Genomic DNA, 16,889 nt, shown 5'->3' with positions numbered 1-16,889 from the left:
TCATGACCGACGCCGAAGCGTCGGGCCGGAGCCGCCGGGGGCGCTACGCGCTCTCGGCGGTCGTCCTGGCCCTCACCGTCATCGGGGTTAGCGCCCTGGTCAGGGGCGGTCAGGAGACACCCCACTCGCTGCCGGCGGCGGCAGCAGCTGCCAGCACACCCCCGGACCGCACGGCCGGCGTTCTGACCGCCGGGCCGCTGATGAGCACCTCGGCCCCGACCCGGGTCGTCATCCCGAAGCTGGGCGTCGACGTGCCGCTGACCGGGCTCGGCCGGCAGGCCGACGGCACCATGCAGGTGCCGGTCGACGCCACGACCGTCGGCTGGTACACCGGAGCGCCCACCCCCGGCGCCCTCGGCCCCGCCGTGCTGGCCGGGCACGTCGACTACAAGAACAAGCCCGGCACGTTCCACCGGCTCACCGACCTGAAGGCCGGCGACGCCATCACCGTCGACCGGCAAGACGGCAGTATCGCCATGTTCTCGGTGCTGAAGGTGGAACGCTATGCCAAGAACAAATTTCCGAGCGATGCCGTGTACGGCGCGATCAACCGGGCCGGCCTGCGACTGATCACGTGCGGCGGCCACTTCGACAGCGCCGCCGGACACTACGAGGACAACATCGTCGTGTACGCCGACCTGACCATGGCCCACCCGGCATGACGAGATCCGTCGCCGTCGTCGGCGCCGGTGTGTCCGGCCTGACCGCGGCCTACCTGCTGCAACGAACGTGGGACGTGACCCTCTACGAGGCGGACACCCGGCTCGGCGGCCACGCGCACACCCACGACCTGCCGGACGGTGGCTCGACCGTGTCGATCGACTCCGGCTTCATCGTGCACAACGACCGGACCTATCCGCTGCTGCGCCGGCTGTTCGCCGAGCTCGGGGTGCCCACCCGCGCGACCGAGATGAGCATGTCGGTGCGCTGCGACGGCTGCGGGCTGGAGTACGCCGGCGCGAAGGGCCCCGGCGGCCTGTTCGTCCAGCGGCCGACCCCGTCCTACCTGGCCACCCTGGCCCAGGTGCCGGTCTTCCACCGGCGGGCGCGGGCGCTCCTGGCCACGGCGGAGAACCCGACGCTGGGCGCGTTCCTGATGCGCGGCCGGTACACCGGGCATTTCGTCCGGCATTTCGTGGTGCCGTTGGTCTCGGCAGTCTGGTCGTGCGGACCGGAGGTGGTCGCCGACTACCCGGCCCGCTACCTGTTCACGTTCCTCGCCCATCACGGGATGCTGTCGGTGACCGGCTCGCCGACCTGGCGGACCGTCGAGGGTGGCTCCCGCACCTACGTCGACCGGCTCGCGAAGCACCTGCGCAGCGTGCGGGCCGGCGATCCGGTGACCGCGGTATCCCGTACCCCGGACGGGGTCCTGATCGAGGCCGGGGAGCGCACCCGGTTCGACGCGGTGGTCGTCGCGACCCACGCCGACCAGGGGTTGCGACTGTTGTCCGACCCGACCGAGGCCGAGCGGCGGACGCTGGGCGCCTTCGGGTACTCGCGCAACGTCACGGTGCTGCACACCGACGACGCGGTGCTGCCGCGGCGGGAGCGGGCCCGGGCGAGCTGGAACTACCGGCTGCCGGGCTGTACGCCGGACGCCGGGCCGCCGATGGTCACCTACGACATGAACCGGCTGCAGGGGCTGACCGCGCAACGGCACTACCTGGTCACGCTCAACGCCGGGAGCAGCCCGGACGCGCTGGCCCGGATGACCTACGAGCATCCGATCTACACGCCCGCCTCGGTGGCCGCGCAAGCCGGACTGCCCGCTCTCAACGACGGCCGGACCGCGTTCGCCGGGGCGTATCACGGCTGGGGCTTCCACGAGGACGGCTGTCGCAGCGGGGTGGCGGCCGCCCGATCCCTGGGGGTGGAGTGGTGACCGCGCCGGCCCTCTACGAGTGCACGGTGCGGCACACCCGCACCGCGCCGCTGCGGCACGCCTTCGCGTACCGGACCTATCAGTGGCTCGTCGACCTGGACGAGTTGCCGCGCAACCGGTGGCTCGCCTCGTTCCGGGCCGGCGACCACTTCGGTGACCCGGCGCTGAGCATCCGCGAGAACGTCGACGCCTACCTGGCCGGGCACGGCATCGACCTGGCCGGCGGCCGCATCCGGCTGCTCACCAGCGCCCGGGTGCTCGGGCACGTGTTCAACCCGCTCAGCGTCTACTGGTGCCATCGGGCGGACGGCAGCCTGGCCGCGGTGATCGCGGAGGTGCACAACACGTATGGCGGGCGGCACTGCTATCTCCTGCACACCGACGAGCGAGGCCGGGCCGAGACCCCGAAGACGTTCTACGTCTCGCCGTTCAACGACGTCTCCGGTGATTACCGGCTGAGCCTGGCCGAACCCGGCGCCCGGCTGGCGCTGACCATTGCGCTGGACCGCGACGGCGCCCGCCCGTTCGTCGCGTCGCTGCGCGGTGAGCGCCGGCCGGTGACCCGGCGCGCGCTGCTGCGGCACCCGCTGGTCACCGTCGCGGTCTCGCTGCGGATCCGCGTCCAGGGTGTGCGCCTGTACCTGCGCGGCCTGCCGGTCGTGCCCAGAACGGAAGGTCTTCGATGACGGTAACCACCAACCCGACGACCGGCCTGGACCGCCGGCCGGCTGTGGCGGCCCCACTTCGCGCCGCGGTTGCCGGCGTGGTGTTCCGCCGGGCCATGGCGTCGTGCGCCGTCCGGGTCCGCTACCCCGACGGCCGGACGACCGGAACCACCGGACCGATCCTGGACGTACGGCGTCCGGACGCGCTGCTGGCCCGGGTCGGCGCCGCCGGGCTGATCGGCTTCGGCGAGGCCTACCAGGCCGGTGACTGGGACTCCGACGACCTGGTCGGCCTGCTGACCGTGCTCGCCGGTTCGATGGGGACGCTCGTTCGGCCGTGGTTGCAGTGGATGCGGCGGTTCCACGGTGCCCGGGAGCCGCGGGCCGAGCGCAACACCCCGGATGGCTCCCGGCGCAACATCCACCGTCATTACGACCTGTCGAACGACCTGTTCGCGCTCTTCCTCGACGAGTCGATGTCGTACTCGAGCGCGCTGTTCGACCGGCCCGGCGACGACTTCACCGCCGCCCAGCACCGCAAGATCGACCGGCTGCTGGACGGGACCGGCGCCGGCCCGGGCAGCCGGGTCCTGGAGATCGGCACCGGGTGGGGCGAGCTGGCCATCCGGGCGGCGCGGCGCGGAGCGCGGGTGGTCAGCGTGACCCTGTCGGCGGAACAGCGTGAGCTGGCCTTGCGCCGGGCGGCCGCGGCCGGCGTCGGCGACCGCGTCGAGGTCCGGCTGTGCGACTACCGGGAGATCGAGCCGGCGCCGGGCGGCTTCGACGCCATCGTCTCGGTCGAGATGGTCGAGGCGGTCGGGATCGACTACTGGCCGACGTTCGCGGCCACCCTGTCGCAGCACTCGGCCCCGGACGGCCGGATCGGGCTCCAGATGATCACCATGGCGCACGACCGGATGCTCGCCACCCGGAACACCTACACCTGGATCCATAAGTACGTGTTTCCGGGCGGCCTGATCCCGTCGGTGCCGGCGATGACGGACGTCCTCGGCCGGGCCGGCCTGACAGTGCTCGACCGGCTCGATTTCGGCCTCGACTACGCGGAGACCCTGCGCCGCTGGCGGGCCGCCTTCACCGAGCGCGAGCGGTCGGGCGCGGTGGCCGCGCTCGGGTTCGACGCCACGTTCGCCCGGACCTGGAACTTCTATCTGGCCTACTGTGAGGCGGGCTTCGCCGCCCGCTACCTCGACGTCTGCCAGCTCATCGTGCGGAGGTCCGGATGACGACCCTGCTGGTGTCGACCGCCGCGGCCGCCCTCGTCGTGATGCTGGCCGCCTTCGGGATCGGCGTGGCCCGCGGGGTGCACAAGGGGGTGGATGTCGCGTGGGGGCTGGGGTTCGCCGCGGTCGCGATCGCCGCGGTCGCGCTGAACGCGGACCGGCCGATGGCCTGGCTGGTGGCCGCGCTCACGGTGATCTGGGGCGTCCGGCTGGCTGTCCACATCGGACGGCAAGCGGGGCGGCATCAGGGCGAGGACCCGCGCTACGAAGAGATGCTCGGCCGGGCCAAAGGCAGCCGGACCTGGTACGCGTTCCGCAGCGTCTACCTGCTGCAGTGGATCACGCTGTGGTTCGTGTCGTTGCCGGTTCAGGTCGCGGCCCGATATGCCCCGCTCAATGCGCTCGCGGTCATCGGCGTACTCATCTGGGCGGTTGGTCTGTTCTTCGAGGCGGTCGGCGACGAGCAGCTGGCCCGTTTCCGGGCCGACCCGGCGGCCAAGGGCAGAGTGCTCGACACCGGGTTGTGGCGCTACACCCGGCACCCCAACTATTTCGGTGACGCGTGCGTCTGGTGGGGGCTGTTCGCGCTGGCCGCGCTGCACTGGACCGGCTGGCTCACGGTGCTCTCGCCGCTGCTGATGACCTGGTTCCTGGCGGCCAAGACCGGCAAACCGCTGATGGAGCGGCACCTCGCGGAGACCCGGCCGGGCTACGCCGAATACGTCGCCCGCACCAGCGGGTTCGTCCCCCGGCCACCGAGGCGCGATTGAATCGTCGGCTACCTGGGAAAACTCCGGCCAATCCGCGTCGGCCGCGGCGTCGAATCACCTCCCGGACGGATCTTTGGCCGGGGAGAGGCGGAGCACCATGGCAGAGCGGGGCACGAATCGGCGGCCGGACCACCTGACCCCGGTTCCCGACCCGGCGCCGGATGTGGGCGCCCTGCTCAGCGCGGTGGCGCGCGGCGACGAGCAGGCGTTCGGCCGGCTCTACGACCTGGTGGCCACGCGCGTCTACGGGCTGATCCGCCGCGTGCTGCGGGACCCGGCCCAGGCCGAGGAGGTCACCCAGGAGGTGATGGTCGAGGTCTGGCGATCGGCCGCCCAGTTCGATTCCGGGCGGGGTTCGGCGACCGGCTGGATCTTCATGATCTCGCACCGCCGGGCGGTCGACCGGGCCCGCGCCGCGCAGGCATCGACCGATCGGGATGCCCGGGTCGGCGCCGCCTCCATCGACACGCCGTACGACTCGGTGGCCGACGAGGTCACCGGCCGGCTGGAACGGCAGCAGGTGCGGCACTGCCTGGACGAGCTCACCGAGCTGCAGCGTGAGGTGGTCAACCTCGCGTACTACCAGGGATACTCATATCCCCAGGTCTCGGAGGTGCTGGGCACGCCGTTGGGCACGGTGAAGACCCGGATGCGAGACGGCCTGATCCGCCTGCGGGACTGCATGTCGACGGGGGTGGCGGCGTGAGCGCGGACATTCACACGCTGGTCGGGCCGTACGCGCTGGACGCGGTGGACGACCTCGAGCGAGCCGCCTTCGAGCGTCACCTGCGCGAGTGCGAACCCTGCCGGCTCGAGGTCGACGAGCTGCGCGAGACGGCGGCGCGCCTGGCCGACGGCGCCTGGTCGGTGCCGCCGCCCCGGCTGCGGGAAAACGTCATGGCGGAGATCGCGAACACCCGGCAGATTCCCGGCCGGCCGCCCGAGGTCGCCGCGCCCGGCCGGGCGACGACGTCGCGTCGCCGGTGGCTCGTTGCCGCGGCGGCCGTCGTGGTCGCGGCAACCGGGGCCGGCACGGCCGTCTATGCCGTTCAAGATCAGCGGGTACGCCATGAGCAGGCTCTCGCCGAGTCCGCTCGCGCGAGCGAAGCGCGGGTCCGGTCCGTCCTCGCCGCGCCCGACCTGGTCGTGCGCGAGCAGCCGCTGAAGAGCGGCGGCCGGGTCACGGTGGCGACGTCGAGCCTGCTGGACGCCGGTGTGATCATGCTGGCCGCCGACGGCGCGCCGGCCACCGGCCGGGTCTATCAGCTGTGGACGATCCGGGCCGGCGCGCCCGCTTCGGCCGGTGCGCTGACCGCCGGGCAGTCGGCGATCGTGCAGATCGTCGACGGCCTGCCCGACTCGTCCGCGGTGGGCGTCACCGTCGAACCGGCGCCCGGCTCCGCCGCACCGACGGCGCCGCTGGACGCCCTGGTCCAGATCACCTGACCGAAGACGGCGCCGCCGGACGCCCCTGGTTCGGATCACCTGAGCGAAGACGGCGCCGCCGGACGCCCCTGGTTCGGATCACCTGAGCGAAGACGGCGCCGCCGGACGCCCCTGGTTCAGATCACCTGAGCGAAGACCCAATCCGCGGCTCGCCCCGCTCCGAATCCCCGCGGAGACGGATCGGGGTGAGCCGATGGAGACGCTCGACGAGGTGCTGGGCGGACGCTACCGCCTGCTGGAGATGGTCGGCACGGGCGGGATGGGCCGGGTCTGGCGGGCGCGCGACCAGCTGCTGCTGCGCGACGTGGCGGTCAAGGAGATCACGGTGGCCTCCACCGCGCTGCTCGCCGCCCAGACGATGCGTGAGGCCCGGGCTGCGGCCCGGCTCGACCACCCCGGCGTGGTGCAGGTCTTCGACGTGGTCTGGCAGCACGACCGCTCGTGGATCGTGATGGAGTACGTCAACTCCCGCTCGCTGTACGAGGCCGTCCGCGACGACGGGCCGCGGTCGCCCCGGGAGGTGGCCCGGATCGGCGTGCACGTGCTGGCGGCGCTGCGGGCCGCGCACGCCGCCGGGGTGCTGCACCGCGACGTCAAGCCGCACAACGTGCTGCTCGGTGTGGACGGCCGGGTCGTGCTGACCGACTTCGGCCTGGCCACGATCGGCGAGCGGGACGGCGGCGTCGATCCGCGGCTCGGTTCCCCGCACTACATCGCGCCGGAACGGGTGCGGTCGGCGCCGGCCGGCGCGGCGGCCGACCTGTTCTCGCTCGGCGCCACGCTGTACGCCGCGGTCGAGGGGCGTGCGCCGTTCGCCCGTGGTGACACCGATTCCTCGCTGCGCGCGCTGCTCGACGACCCGCCCGACCCGCCCCGGCGGGCCGGCCCGCTGTCCGGGATCATTCTCGGGCTGCTCGCCAAGGAGCCGGAAGCGCGGCCGGACGCCGCCGAGACGGAATCGGTGCTCCGAGCGGTCGCCGGGGGTGCGAAGGCCAGTCCCTGGCGTGGCCGCGCGCCGGTTCCCCCGCGGCCCTCCCGCCGGCGCCGCGACCGCCGCTACGTGGTGGCCGGAATCGCCGCCGTGCTCCTGGCCACCGGTGGCGCCGGCGCTTACGCGGCCGGCCGGCACCGGCCGGAGGCGTCCACGCCGGCCGCCCTCTTCCCGAGCATTGCCTCCGCCGCCCCGGCCGCGCCGACCGGCATGTGCGGCTTCGGCGCCGACGCGCAGCCGGCCGTCGCCGCGACCACCGGCGTGCCGGCCGGCCTGCCGAAGGGCTGGATCTGGCACCGCGATCCCAGCGGTTTCGCGCTCGCGTTGCCGGCCGGCTGGCAGCGCTCGATGACCGGCAACGACGTCTGTTTCAGCGACCCGGCGGGCCGGCGCGCCTTCACCGTGAACATGATCGCGGTGGTCACCCGGCAGCCCCTGGCCTACTGGCAGAACCGCGAGAAGGTGGAGCGGGCCGACGGCGCCCTGCCCGGTTACCGGCGGATCAGCATGGGCGTCCTGCTGTTCAAGCGGGGCGCCGCCGACTGGGAGTACACCTACCGGCCCGACTCGGACACCACGCTGCACGTGCACCGGGTGCTGGCCGCGGTCAGCAGCAACCGCTCCTACCTGCTGCGCTGGACCACCGCCGACCGGGACTGGCCGGCCGGCCTCGGCCAGCAGAGCCAACTGATGGATCTCTTCGCGTCGGCGCCGTGACCCCGGTGCCGCCCGCTCTGGATCCGGCCCTGTCCAGCCGACGGTCAGGCGAGGCCGGTCGGCCATTGGCGGGTGCCCAGGACGATCAACCGGAGCTGCCGGCCGGCGGTGTCGATCACGTCCTCCTCGGCCGCGGGGCGGTCCAGCAGGGCAGCGGTGGTCCAAACCATCAAATTGACGATCAGGTTGGTGACCATCCGCAGGTCGGCGGCGATCCAGCGGTCGTAGCTCGGGCCGCCGACCAGCCTGTCGGTGGCCAGGTCGGTGGCCAGCTCGGCGGCGAACAGGTCGAGCTGCTCGGCGATCGCGGCGCGGACCGCGGTGACGCCGCCGTGGCGCTCGCGGGCGATGAACCGGAAGTGCTCGGGGTCGGCGTGCACCTGCCGGGCGAGGATCCCGACCGACCGGTTGATCACCTCGTCGCTGGAGCTGAGGCCGTCACGGACCGTGCGGATGGTGCCGCGCAGGCTGCCGAGGCACTGGTCGACGAGGGCCACGCCGAGGCTGTCGACATCGGGGAAGTGGCGGTAGAACGCGGTCGGGGTGATGCCCGCGGCGCGGGTGATCTCGCGCAGGCCGATGCTGCTCAGGCTCCGGTGCTCCATCAGGGCGAGCGCGGCGTCGAGCAGCGCCTGCCGGGTGCGGGCCTTCTGGTCGATGCGGCTCATGTCACTCAGTTAACACCTGTCCACTGAAGCAGGAGAAGCCTAGGCTGACTTCAGTGAACAGTTGTCTACTGAAAGGAGCACGGAAATGCTGGCACTGATGGCCGCGATCGCCCTGATCGCCGTAGTCGTCGGCCCGACCCTGCTCACCGGGCAACCCCTGCTGATCGCCGTGGGCATCGTCGCGGCGGCCGCGGTTCTGCTGGTCAACCGGCGCGCCCGCCGGATCGCGGGGCGGACCCGATGAACACCATCCTCAAGCGCATCGCCGGCATCGACGACCGGGCCATGGCGTCGCTGACGCTGGGCGTGGCCGGCCTGTTCTTCTTCAACGTGGTCTTCGGGCCGACCGCCATCGTGCTCGGCCTGATCGCCGCCCACCGGCACCGCGCCGGCACACCCAGCCGCAACGCGGGCCGGGCCGGCGCCGCGCTGGGCGTGGCCGACCTGCTCGTGCTGGCACTCGTGATGGCCGTGCAGCTGCGCGACGGCGGCCTGATCTGGCATGTCTGAAGCCGGGCCGGCCGGAGCCGGCCCGGCGTTGATCAGCTGCAGGTGGCGCCGTTGAGCGCGAAGCCGGTCGGGGCCGCGCTGTTGCCGGTGTGGTTGGCCTGGAAGCCGATGGTGGTCGAGCCGCCCGGCGGGATGGCGCCGTTGTAACTGGCGTTGGTGGCGGTCACCGTGCCGCTGGAGGGCGAGTACGTCGCGCTCCAGCCGGAGGTGATCGTCTGGCCGGACGCCAGGCCGAACTTCAGCGACCAGCCGCTGATCGCCGTCGTGCCGGTGTTGGTGATCGTGATGTTGTCGGTCAGGCCGGTGTTCCAGGCGCTGACCGAGTTCGTCACCTTGCAGGCGCTGGTGCCACCGGATCCGCCGCCCGGTGTCGTCGGGGTGGTGCTCGGCGTCGTCGGCGCGGTGGTCGGCTGGGTCGGGCTGGACCCCTCGCTCACCGTGATGTTGGAGCTGCCGCTGCTCTGGTAACCCTCGGTGGCCATGATCTGGTAGTCGTGCGCGCCCAGGTTCAGCCCGAGAGCGGCCCACGCGTTGAAGTGGTTGGCCGTGGTGATGGTGCCGCCGGTGCGGTGCGACTGCCGGACGCTCCAGTACTGGTAGAAAGTCGCGGTGCCGATGATCGACGGCTGGTTGACCCGCTGCGTGCGGTAGATGTCGTAGGTGCTGCCGTCGGTGGTCACCGAGCCGAGCCGGGTGGTGCCGGTGCTGGGGTTGTAACTGCCGAAATTCTCGACGATGTAGTACTCGATCAGCGGGTTGGTGGTCCATCCGTACAGCGCCAGGTAGCCGTTGCCGCTCGTGCTGAAGCTGCCGGAGTAGTTCACCGTGTGGCTGGAGCCGGGCTTCCAGCCCTTGCCGACGACGGTGTTGTTGATGCCGCTCCACTGGACGCTGTAGGACCCGCCGGCGCCCAGGGTCATGTTGACGTTCCCGCTGTCTTTCCAGTACGAGAAGAAGTAGCCGTTGTGGGTGCCGGTCGTGTTCGAGGTGACCGTCCGGTCGGCCTCGGCATGGGCGGCGGTGGCCACGGCAACCGAGGCGACGGCCAGCAGGACGGCGCTGGCGATGCTGATGAGGGGCCGCTTTTTCACGCGCGTGCATCCTTCCTTGGGAGGGCAGCTCGACGCTCCGCTGTGGGTGGACGAGCCGGCGGTGGAACCGGCGACGTCAACGGCGGTCACGCTGTGATTCGATGAAGTTCATCGATGAAACGAAGTATGGAGCGTTGACAACTTCCGGGCAAGCTCCGAAACTTCCGGACGGCACGACAAAAGAGGCCGGCCCGCAGGCCGGCCTCTTCGTCGAAAGTGCTCAGTCCAGTTGGCCGTCGTAGTCCGGCAGTTTGAACGTGCGCTCGGCGTGGCCGCCGAGCAGGTCGCTGTCGTTGTTGCCGACGTTCGCGACGATCGTGTAGCCGGCTGATTCGATCTTGATGCGGTAGTTGGTCTTGAGTGTCTGCGCCGAATCGCTGCTGAAGGTCGGTCGCATGTAGAGCGCGGCCCAGGTGTAACCCGCCGACGACAGGTTGCCCACGGTCCACGGCTGGAGGATGTCGGGCCGGTTGGTCACGAAGAACACCACGGCGCCCAGCGACTGCGCCTGCTTGGCCAGGGCCAGCACCGGTGGGGTGGCCGGCGGCCAGACCGCTCCGGCGTACGTGGTCTCCATGGCCGTGTTGTCGATGTCCAGGACGATGGCGGTCTTGACCCGGGTGTCCGGCAGTCGGCCGGTCAGATAGGCGCCGGCCTGGTCGGTCACCGCGGAGACATCGGCGAGCCAGGTCTCGACCGGGGGCAGCGCGGCGGCGGTCGCGGCGGAGGCGGGCGTCGCCGTGCCGGTCAGGGCCAGCCCGAGGGCCGCGACGACAACGACGGCGCCCCGGCGGAGGACGTTGACCATCAGATGAACCCGCGAGCCTTGAAGGCGGTGGTGACCGAGGCGGCGGCGGTGCTGCCGTAGAGGGACTGGGCGGCGCTCACGGTGGCGTTGGCGGCCGCGGCGAACGTCGTACCCGGAGCGAAGTTGAATTGTGCTTCAAGAATGATCTTGTTGGCGGTTTCCCGGCCGAGCGCGGTGCTGATGTCGTAGAGCGCCCGTGACCACATCTCGCCGTCGGCGTGCACCTCGTTCTCGAAGTCACCCGGGTAGACCTTGGTGCCGTCGATCCGGCGCAGGCAGTGCGGCGTCGTGCTGGTGTAGGAGACCGCGTCCCAGTCGCCGATGCAGACCAGCGGCGTCACGGTGGTATTGGTGCTGACCGGCGACGACATGGTGTAGGCCCAGTAGTCGCCGAAACCCTCGCCGATCGCGCCGGACTGCGTGGACGACCCGAAACCGGGCGACTGCGCGTCCTGGATGGCGTGGCCGTACTCGTGCCAGATGATCTCGGCGTCCTCGGCGTCGTCGACCCCGCCGGTCCCGAAGGTGATCTGGTCGGTCGAGGGGTCGTAGTAGGAGTTGTCGTCGGTGTAGCCGGTGGTCTTGTACTTCTGCGCCGAGTTGTTGACGTCGGTGAAGCCGAGGCTCTGGATGTACTCCTGCGCCGACGTGATGCTGTAGTACCCCATGACCTGCTCGAAGCCGGCCTGCGCCCGGGTGTAGGTGTAGGTGCGGGTGCTCGAGGTGACCGCGCTGCTGCTCTGGTTGCTGGCGTAAGCGCCCTTGAGCGTGGTGACCCCGCTGGTCAGCTGGGTCAGCGTCACGGTCTTGTAGGCGGCGGTGAAGGAGCTCGCGCTGGTGCTGTCGGTCAGGCTCTCCTTCTGCAGGGTCACCACCGGGTTGGGGCTGAAGACCTGCCCGGAGCCGCTGACCTCCTTGACCGTGCTCTTCTCGGCCAGCGTCGTGCCGCTGGCCGCGTCGACCACGCTCTGCACGGTGCCGCCGGGGGTGTCGGTGAGTACCAGCCAGCCGAGCTTGGCCGTGTCGCCGGGCACGATGACCGCCGAGGAGCGCAGCAGCGAACCGGCGAGGCGGCCGGTGACCGACGACTCCGCCCGGCCGCGGGCGAAGGCGGCGCTCCGCGCGGGCACTCCCTTGATCGCGATCCGGCCGTCGTCGATCGACCTCGCGCCGGTGCTGTCGGTGTGGGCCGCGTAGTAGCCGCCGAGAACCGGCACGCCGTTGTAGGTCTGCTGATACCAGGTGTGCGTGCCGAGCAGGGAGTGACGGGTGGCCACCAGGGTGAGGCCGTCCGGGGCCGCGTGGGCGGCGGTGCCGCTCGCGACGATGACCAGTCCGACGATGCTGCCGATGGCGGCGAGGCGCTTCATCATGCTGAGCATCATATTGATGTATTTAAACCTAAGAGGGGATCGCGAACAGGTTATATCGCCACTGCGGCCGTTGCCTTCCGGATCAAACGCAGTCACGCTCTTCGATATGAAGAAGCTCGCTGCCGGCGTCCTCGGCCTCGCCGTCGTGATCGCCGCGGCCACCCCCGCCTTCGCCGCGGTGCCGGCGAAACTGCCCGGCAAGGCCGAGGCGATCGAGACCAAATGGCAGCCGGCCTACGACTACGACACCGACGGCTGCTACCCGACGCCGGCGATCGGCCCGACCGGCGTCGTGAACGGCGGGCTCAAGCCGGGCGGCTCGCTCAGCGGCGAGTGCCACGACACGTCCGATCTGGACAGCACCAACGGCTACTCGCGATACAAGTGCAACAACGGGTGGTGCGCCGTGGCGTACGGGCTCTACTTCGAGAAGGACCAGGCGCTCGCCAACAGCTCGATCGGCGGGCACCGGCACGACTGGGAGCACGTCGTGGTCTGGGTGCAGAACGACGTGGCCGAATATGTCTCCACGTCGGCGCACGGCGACTTCAACATCTATGCGTCCACCGCGGTGATCTGGACCGGCAACCACCCGAAGATCGTCTATCACAAGGACGGCGTGGGAACCCACGACTTCCGGCTCGCCAACTCGGGCGACGAGCCGCCGGAGAACGCCTATCACACCTGGCAGTACCCGACGCTGGTCGGCTGGACCGGCTATCCCACGACCGCGATCCGGGACACGCTGAGCAACTACGACTTCGGCAGCGCCAACTTCGGCCTGAAGGACGCCAACTTCGTCAGCCTGATCACCGAGGCGAAGCCGGCCGGCATCACTTTCGACCCGGCCGGTTGAGCCTTTTGTAGATCGGGGCCAGCTGTTTGTGCAGGAGGGTGTAGGTCTCGTAGATCTCGTCGTAGTCGGCGCCGGGCTCAAAGACATGATCCGGTTTGGTCAGATCAGATATGTCGGAAAAGTTGATCAGGCCGGCGCCGACCGCCCCGATCCAGCCCGCCCCCCGGGCGTTGACCGCGACCGGGTTGGCGTCCCGGCGGATCTCGATGCCCAGCACGTCGGCGAAGATCTGGCACCACGAGTTCGACCGGGCCGCCCCGCCGGTGATCACCATGCTGGTGACCGGCTCCTTCAAGAAGCGGCTCACCGCACCGGTCATCCATCGGGTGTTCAGCGCGACCCCCTCGAAGACCGCCCGCAGCAGGTCGGAGCGGGTCGTCTCGAGCGAGATGTTGAGGAAGCCGGCTCGCAGGTTTGGATCGTCGACCGGGGCGCGCTCGCCGTACAGCCACGGCATGTAGAGCACCCCGTTCGCGCCGGCCGGCACGGTCGGGATGAGGCTGTCGAACGCGTCGAAGATGGTGCCCTCGTCGCGGCTGACGTGCCCGGCCGAGACGATGGGGTCGTCGAACTCGACGATCTTGTCGCGCAGCCAGGTCAGGTTCGCGCCCGCGGTCGCCTGCAGCGCGGTCATCAGGTAACGGTCCGGCAGCGCGCACGGGATGGACGCGATGCCGCTGGTCACGTCGGTCTTCTTGGCCGGCACGTGGGCGCAGATCCAGGACGACGTGCCGAGATAGAGGTGCGGCTCGTTGTCGCGCACGGTGCCGGCCCCGATCGCGGCCGCGGTGTTGTCGATGGCCCCGGCCACCACCTGCACGGACTGCGGAAGACCGAGGTGATCGGCAGCGCTGGGGGCAAGCGTGCCGATCACCTCGGTGCATTTCACGATCGGCGGGAACTTGTCCGCGTCGATCCCACTGGCCGCGACCAGCGCGGAGGAGTAGCGGATGTCGGTGGCCTTGCGGTTGTCGGTCACCCACGAGGTGAGGATCGAGTCGACGGTGGCCACCGTCCGCCCGGTGAGCTTCAGGTTGATCCAGTCCAGGACGTTGAGAAACGTCTTCGTCCGCGCGTAGATCTCCGGCATCTCGTCGCGCACCAGCAGCATGTGGGCGGCCGGATCCTTGCCGGTCACCGACGGCATCCCACCGGTCAGGCGAAGCCAACGAGCAATATTCAAGACCGACATGCCTTGGTACGCCGGGAAGCCGCCGAACTGCTTCCGCAGGTGCGCCGCCCCGCGCATGTCCAACCAGGAGATGCACTGGGTGAGCGGCGCACCGTTCGCGTCGACCGCGATCGTGCCCTCGCCCTGGGTGGACGAGCAGATCGTGGTCACCGCGCGTAAATGCGAAGGGAACTCCCGGCCCAGGTCGGCGACCGCCTCGGCGAGCGCGTCCCACCAGGCGACCGGGTCCTGCTCGGCGCCGCCGCCGGGCAGCACCCGCAGCGGCACCGGGCGCTCGGCCCAGCCGGTCACGGTGCCGTCCGCGGCGACCAGGGCCGCCTTCATCCCGGACGTGCCGAGGTCGATCGCCAGCACCTGCGGCGGTAGGACCACCTAGACTCCCTCGACCTGCGCGAAGACCTGGTCGAAACGGGTGAGGGCGTCGTCGATGACCTCGTCGGTGTCGGCCATCGAGGTGTACATCCGGGAACCGGCGAGCGTGATGATGCCGTGCGCCGCGTACGCCGCGCCCATCTGCTCCATCAGCGTCTTGCGCTTCTTGTTCTCCTTGAGCAGCTTGATCGGGTCACGCATGCTCAGCAGCATGACGCCGCTGCACTCCAGGTGCACGATCGAGCCCTGGTTGTACGCGACGTAGGGCAGCCCGTACTTGTCGATCAGCTTTTGCAGTCCGCGGGTGAGCCGGTCGCCGGCTTTTCCGGCGATGACCGGCGCGTTGGTGCGGGCCATCTCCTCGATCGCGAAGTAGCCGGCCGCGCACGACAGCGGGTTCGCCGACAGGGTGCCGCCGACCTGGATGTGCGCGCCGCTCTTGCCGTCCAGACCGGAGCCGAAGACGCTCATCACCTCGGCGCTGCCGCCGACCCCACCGGCCATCGGATAACCGCCGGAGACCGCCTTGCCGAAGACCGTCAGGTCGGGCTTGACACCGAAGTAGCCGGCCGCGCCGCCCATCCCGGTGCGGAAGCCGGTGACCACCTCGTCGAAGATCAGCAGCGCGCCGAACTCGTCGCACAGCTTGCGGACGGCCGCGTTGTAACCGTGCGGGACCGGCCGGGTGCCGGACTCCGGCCCGAACGGCTCGACGATGACCGCGGCGGTGCCGCCGCGCAGCCGGTTTTCGGTGAGCTTGCGCTTGAGGGTGCCGAGGTCGTGCGGGAAGGTCTCCCGGGTCCGCTCGGTGGCGCCCCACGGGATGCCCTTGGCGTTCATCCGGAACGTGCCGGGCACCCGCAGGCCGTAGACCACGGTGTCGGACCAGCCGTGATAGGCCCCGCCGACCTTGATCACCATCTTCTTGCCGGTCTTGGCCCGGGCAGCCCGGACCGCCGCCATCACGGCCTCGGTGCCGGAGCCCAGCGACCGGTACATCTCGATGTGCGGCATGTAGCGGTTGATGCTTTCGGCGAGCTTCAACTCGTACTCGTGGAAGAGACCCGTCACCGGACCGCTCTGCTTGATGACCTCGGCCACCTGCTCGTTGACCGGGCCGTAGTTGCTGCCCAGGATCGTCGGGCCGCCGGCCTGCAGGAAGTCGATGTAGACGTTGCCGTCCCGGTCGGTCAGGTGCGCGCCCTCGGCCTTGTCGACGGCGAGCGGGAACGGGTAGTTGAAGGCCAGGTTGTGCTGGACGCCGCCGGGGATCCGCTTCTTGGCCCGGTCGGTGATCTCCTTGCTGGCCGTGCACTTGGTCTCGAAGTAGCTCAGCACGTCGAGCAGCGCGTCGTGCCGCAGCCCGCGGATCGGCTGGGCGACCAGCGCCTTGAGCCGCCGCATGGTGTCCGGGACGTCGAGGTACTCACTGATCATGTAGCCGTGCGTGGTTTCGGCGGGTGAAATGTCCGCTTCTTTCACTGACGGCAGCTCTTCGTCCTCGGGTACCCGGATCGGCTCGACCGCGTCGACGATCTGCGAGGCGATCCGCTTCTCGTCCTTCTTCAGCTTGCCGAACGCGATCTCCCGGATCGTGTTCGGAATCGTGTAGACCTTGCCCGCCTCGGTGGTCAGCGCCATCAGATAGGCGATCGACACCTTCTCCAGCAGCGCCATGTTGAACACCGCGCGGGTCGGGTCGGTGCCGACCGCGACCACCCCGTGGTTGGCGATGATGAACGCGTTGTCCCCGCTCGCCACCTTCTTCTGCACGTTCTTGGCCAGGAAGCCGGTGCCGCTCGGCGCGTAGTCGATGATCGCCACCTCCTTGCCGAGGAAGCGCACCTGCTCATCGGTCAGCGCCGGGATCGGCTTACGCAAAAAGGCGAGCGCCGACGCGTACGGCTGATGGGTGTGCACGATCGCATTGACGTCCGGCCGCTCGCGATAGATGTTGGCGTGCATCCCGCACTCGATCGACGGCACCAGCCCACCCGCGCCGTCCGGATCCGGGACGTGTTTGCCCTGGAAGTCGACGATGCAGACGTCCTCGGCCCGCATCTTGTCGTAGTCGTAGTTGCTCGGCGTGACCGCGTAGAGCTGGTGGCCCGGGATGCGGACCGAGACGTTGCCCTCGGTCGCCTTCAGGTAGCCGCGCTCGAGCATCGTCCGGCACATCTCGACGACATGGCGGCGGGACATCAGATGCTTCATGTAGTCATCGTCACCCATCGCGCCGGTGCAGACACCGTCGTCCGGCCAGCAAAGCCCTCTCCCGCAGTTATCACGCCGTGCTAAAAATGG

At 70.2% G+C, this 16,889-nt stretch carries 17 protein-coding genes; 11 read left to right on the top strand and 6 right to left on the bottom strand.

Annotated features, from left to right (window positions below; translation table 11 throughout):
• Positions 1–2 precede the first annotated feature (2 nt).
• The 8 genes from AB0E90_RS28765 (at position 3) to AB0E90_RS28730 (ending at position 7,715) form a co-directional block, all read left to right on the top strand.
• A complete protein-coding gene (locus AB0E90_RS28765; protein WP_360412333.1) occupies positions 3–662 on the top strand; it encodes a class F sortase in 660 nt (219 codons plus the stop codon).
• Positions 659–1,885, top strand: a complete 1,227-nt coding sequence (locus tag AB0E90_RS28760) for an FAD-dependent oxidoreductase (RefSeq protein ID WP_360412330.1) — start codon at positions 659–661, stop codon at positions 1,883–1,885. The genes AB0E90_RS28765 and AB0E90_RS28760 overlap by 4 nt, the downstream gene beginning before the upstream one ends.
• Entirely contained in the window at positions 1,882–2,571 is a 690-nt protein-coding gene (locus tag AB0E90_RS28755; RefSeq protein ID WP_360412327.1) for a DUF1365 domain-containing protein, read from the top strand. Before AB0E90_RS28760 ends, AB0E90_RS28755 begins: the two co-directional genes overlap by 4 nt.
• Complete coding sequence (locus tag AB0E90_RS28750; RefSeq protein WP_360412324.1) at positions 2,568–3,794, top strand: cyclopropane-fatty-acyl-phospholipid synthase family protein; 1,227 nt, start codon at positions 2,568–2,570, stop codon at positions 3,792–3,794. Before AB0E90_RS28755 ends, AB0E90_RS28750 begins: the two co-directional genes overlap by 4 nt.
• Positions 3,791–4,561, top strand: coding sequence for a DUF1295 domain-containing protein (locus AB0E90_RS28745; RefSeq protein ID WP_360412321.1), 771 nt, complete (start codon positions 3,791–3,793; stop codon positions 4,559–4,561). Before AB0E90_RS28750 ends, AB0E90_RS28745 begins: the two co-directional genes overlap by 4 nt.
• A gap of 97 nt (positions 4,562–4,658) precedes the next feature.
• Complete coding sequence (sigK, locus tag AB0E90_RS28740) at positions 4,659–5,267, top strand: ECF RNA polymerase sigma factor SigK (protein WP_360412318.1); 609 nt, start codon at positions 4,659–4,661, stop codon at positions 5,265–5,267.
• Positions 5,264–6,007 carry an anti-sigma factor gene (locus tag AB0E90_RS28735; protein ID WP_360412315.1) on the top strand — a complete coding sequence of 248 codons (744 nt, stop codon included), beginning with the start codon at positions 5,264–5,266 and terminating at the stop codon, positions 6,005–6,007. The genes sigK and AB0E90_RS28735 overlap by 4 nt, the downstream gene beginning before the upstream one ends.
• Positions 6,008–6,200: 193 nt before the next feature.
• Positions 6,201–7,715, top strand: a complete 1,515-nt coding sequence (locus AB0E90_RS28730; RefSeq protein ID WP_360412312.1) for a serine/threonine-protein kinase — start codon at positions 6,201–6,203, stop codon at positions 7,713–7,715.
• A 44-nt stretch (positions 7,716–7,759) separates the two neighbouring features.
• Here the strand turns inward: AB0E90_RS28730 and AB0E90_RS28725 are convergent, their stop codons facing one another.
• A complete protein-coding gene (locus AB0E90_RS28725) occupies positions 7,760–8,383 on the bottom strand; it encodes a TetR family transcriptional regulator (protein WP_360412309.1) in 624 nt (207 codons plus the stop codon).
• 85 nt (positions 8,384–8,468) lie between these two features.
• Here AB0E90_RS28725 and AB0E90_RS28720 point away from each other — a divergent pair, with 85 nt between their 5' ends.
• Both AB0E90_RS28720 and AB0E90_RS28715 read left to right on the top strand, forming a co-directional pair.
• Positions 8,469–8,627 carry a hypothetical protein gene (locus tag AB0E90_RS28720; protein ID WP_360412306.1) on the top strand — a complete coding sequence of 53 codons (159 nt, stop codon included), beginning with the start codon at positions 8,469–8,471 and terminating at the stop codon, positions 8,625–8,627.
• Positions 8,624–8,893 carry a hypothetical protein gene (locus AB0E90_RS28715; protein WP_360412303.1) on the top strand — a complete coding sequence of 90 codons (270 nt, stop codon included), beginning with the start codon at positions 8,624–8,626 and terminating at the stop codon, positions 8,891–8,893. The genes AB0E90_RS28720 and AB0E90_RS28715 overlap by 4 nt, the downstream gene beginning before the upstream one ends.
• A gap of 32 nt (positions 8,894–8,925) precedes the next feature.
• Here AB0E90_RS28715 and AB0E90_RS28710 read toward each other — a convergent pair whose 3' ends face one another.
• The 3 genes from AB0E90_RS28710 to AB0E90_RS28700 form a co-directional block, all read right to left on the bottom strand.
• Positions 8,926–9,984 carry a glycoside hydrolase family 11 protein gene (locus tag AB0E90_RS28710; RefSeq protein ID WP_360412300.1) on the bottom strand — a complete coding sequence of 353 codons (1,059 nt, stop codon included), beginning with the start codon at positions 9,982–9,984 and terminating at the stop codon, positions 8,926–8,928.
• A 220-nt stretch (positions 9,985–10,204) separates the two neighbouring features.
• Positions 10,205–10,792, bottom strand: coding sequence for an HAD family acid phosphatase (locus tag AB0E90_RS28705; protein ID WP_360412297.1), 588 nt, complete (start codon positions 10,790–10,792; stop codon positions 10,205–10,207).
• Positions 10,792–12,165, bottom strand: coding sequence for a M4 family metallopeptidase (locus AB0E90_RS28700; RefSeq protein WP_360412294.1), 1,374 nt, complete (start codon positions 12,163–12,165; stop codon positions 10,792–10,794). The genes AB0E90_RS28705 and AB0E90_RS28700 overlap by 1 nt, the downstream gene beginning before the upstream one ends.
• 106 nt (positions 12,166–12,271) lie before the next feature.
• Here AB0E90_RS28700 and AB0E90_RS28695 point away from each other — a divergent pair, with 106 nt between their 5' ends.
• Positions 12,272–13,021 carry an NPP1 family protein gene (locus AB0E90_RS28695; RefSeq protein ID WP_360412291.1) on the top strand — a complete coding sequence of 250 codons (750 nt, stop codon included), beginning with the start codon at positions 12,272–12,274 and terminating at the stop codon, positions 13,019–13,021.
• Here the strand turns inward: AB0E90_RS28695 and AB0E90_RS28690 are convergent.
• Positions 12,999–14,585 carry an FGGY-family carbohydrate kinase gene (locus AB0E90_RS28690; protein ID WP_360412288.1) on the bottom strand — a complete coding sequence of 529 codons (1,587 nt, stop codon included), beginning with the start codon at positions 14,583–14,585 and terminating at the stop codon, positions 12,999–13,001. The genes AB0E90_RS28695 and AB0E90_RS28690 overlap by 23 nt on opposite strands.
• Positions 14,586–16,799 (bottom strand): aminotransferase class III-fold pyridoxal phosphate-dependent enzyme, encoded by a 2,214-nt coding sequence (locus AB0E90_RS28685; RefSeq protein ID WP_360412285.1) that lies wholly within the window; start codon positions 16,797–16,799, stop codon positions 14,586–14,588. It lies immediately after the preceding gene.
• Positions 16,800–16,889 lie beyond the last annotated feature (90 nt).

The sequence above is a fragment of the Actinoplanes sp. NPDC026619 genome, assembly GCF_040638295.1.
In the GTDB taxonomy this organism is placed as follows: Bacteria; Actinomycetota; Actinomycetes; order Mycobacteriales; family Micromonosporaceae; genus Actinoplanes.
Note: the sequence above shows the minus strand (reverse complement) of the source record. Positions and strands in the feature narration are given on the sequence as shown.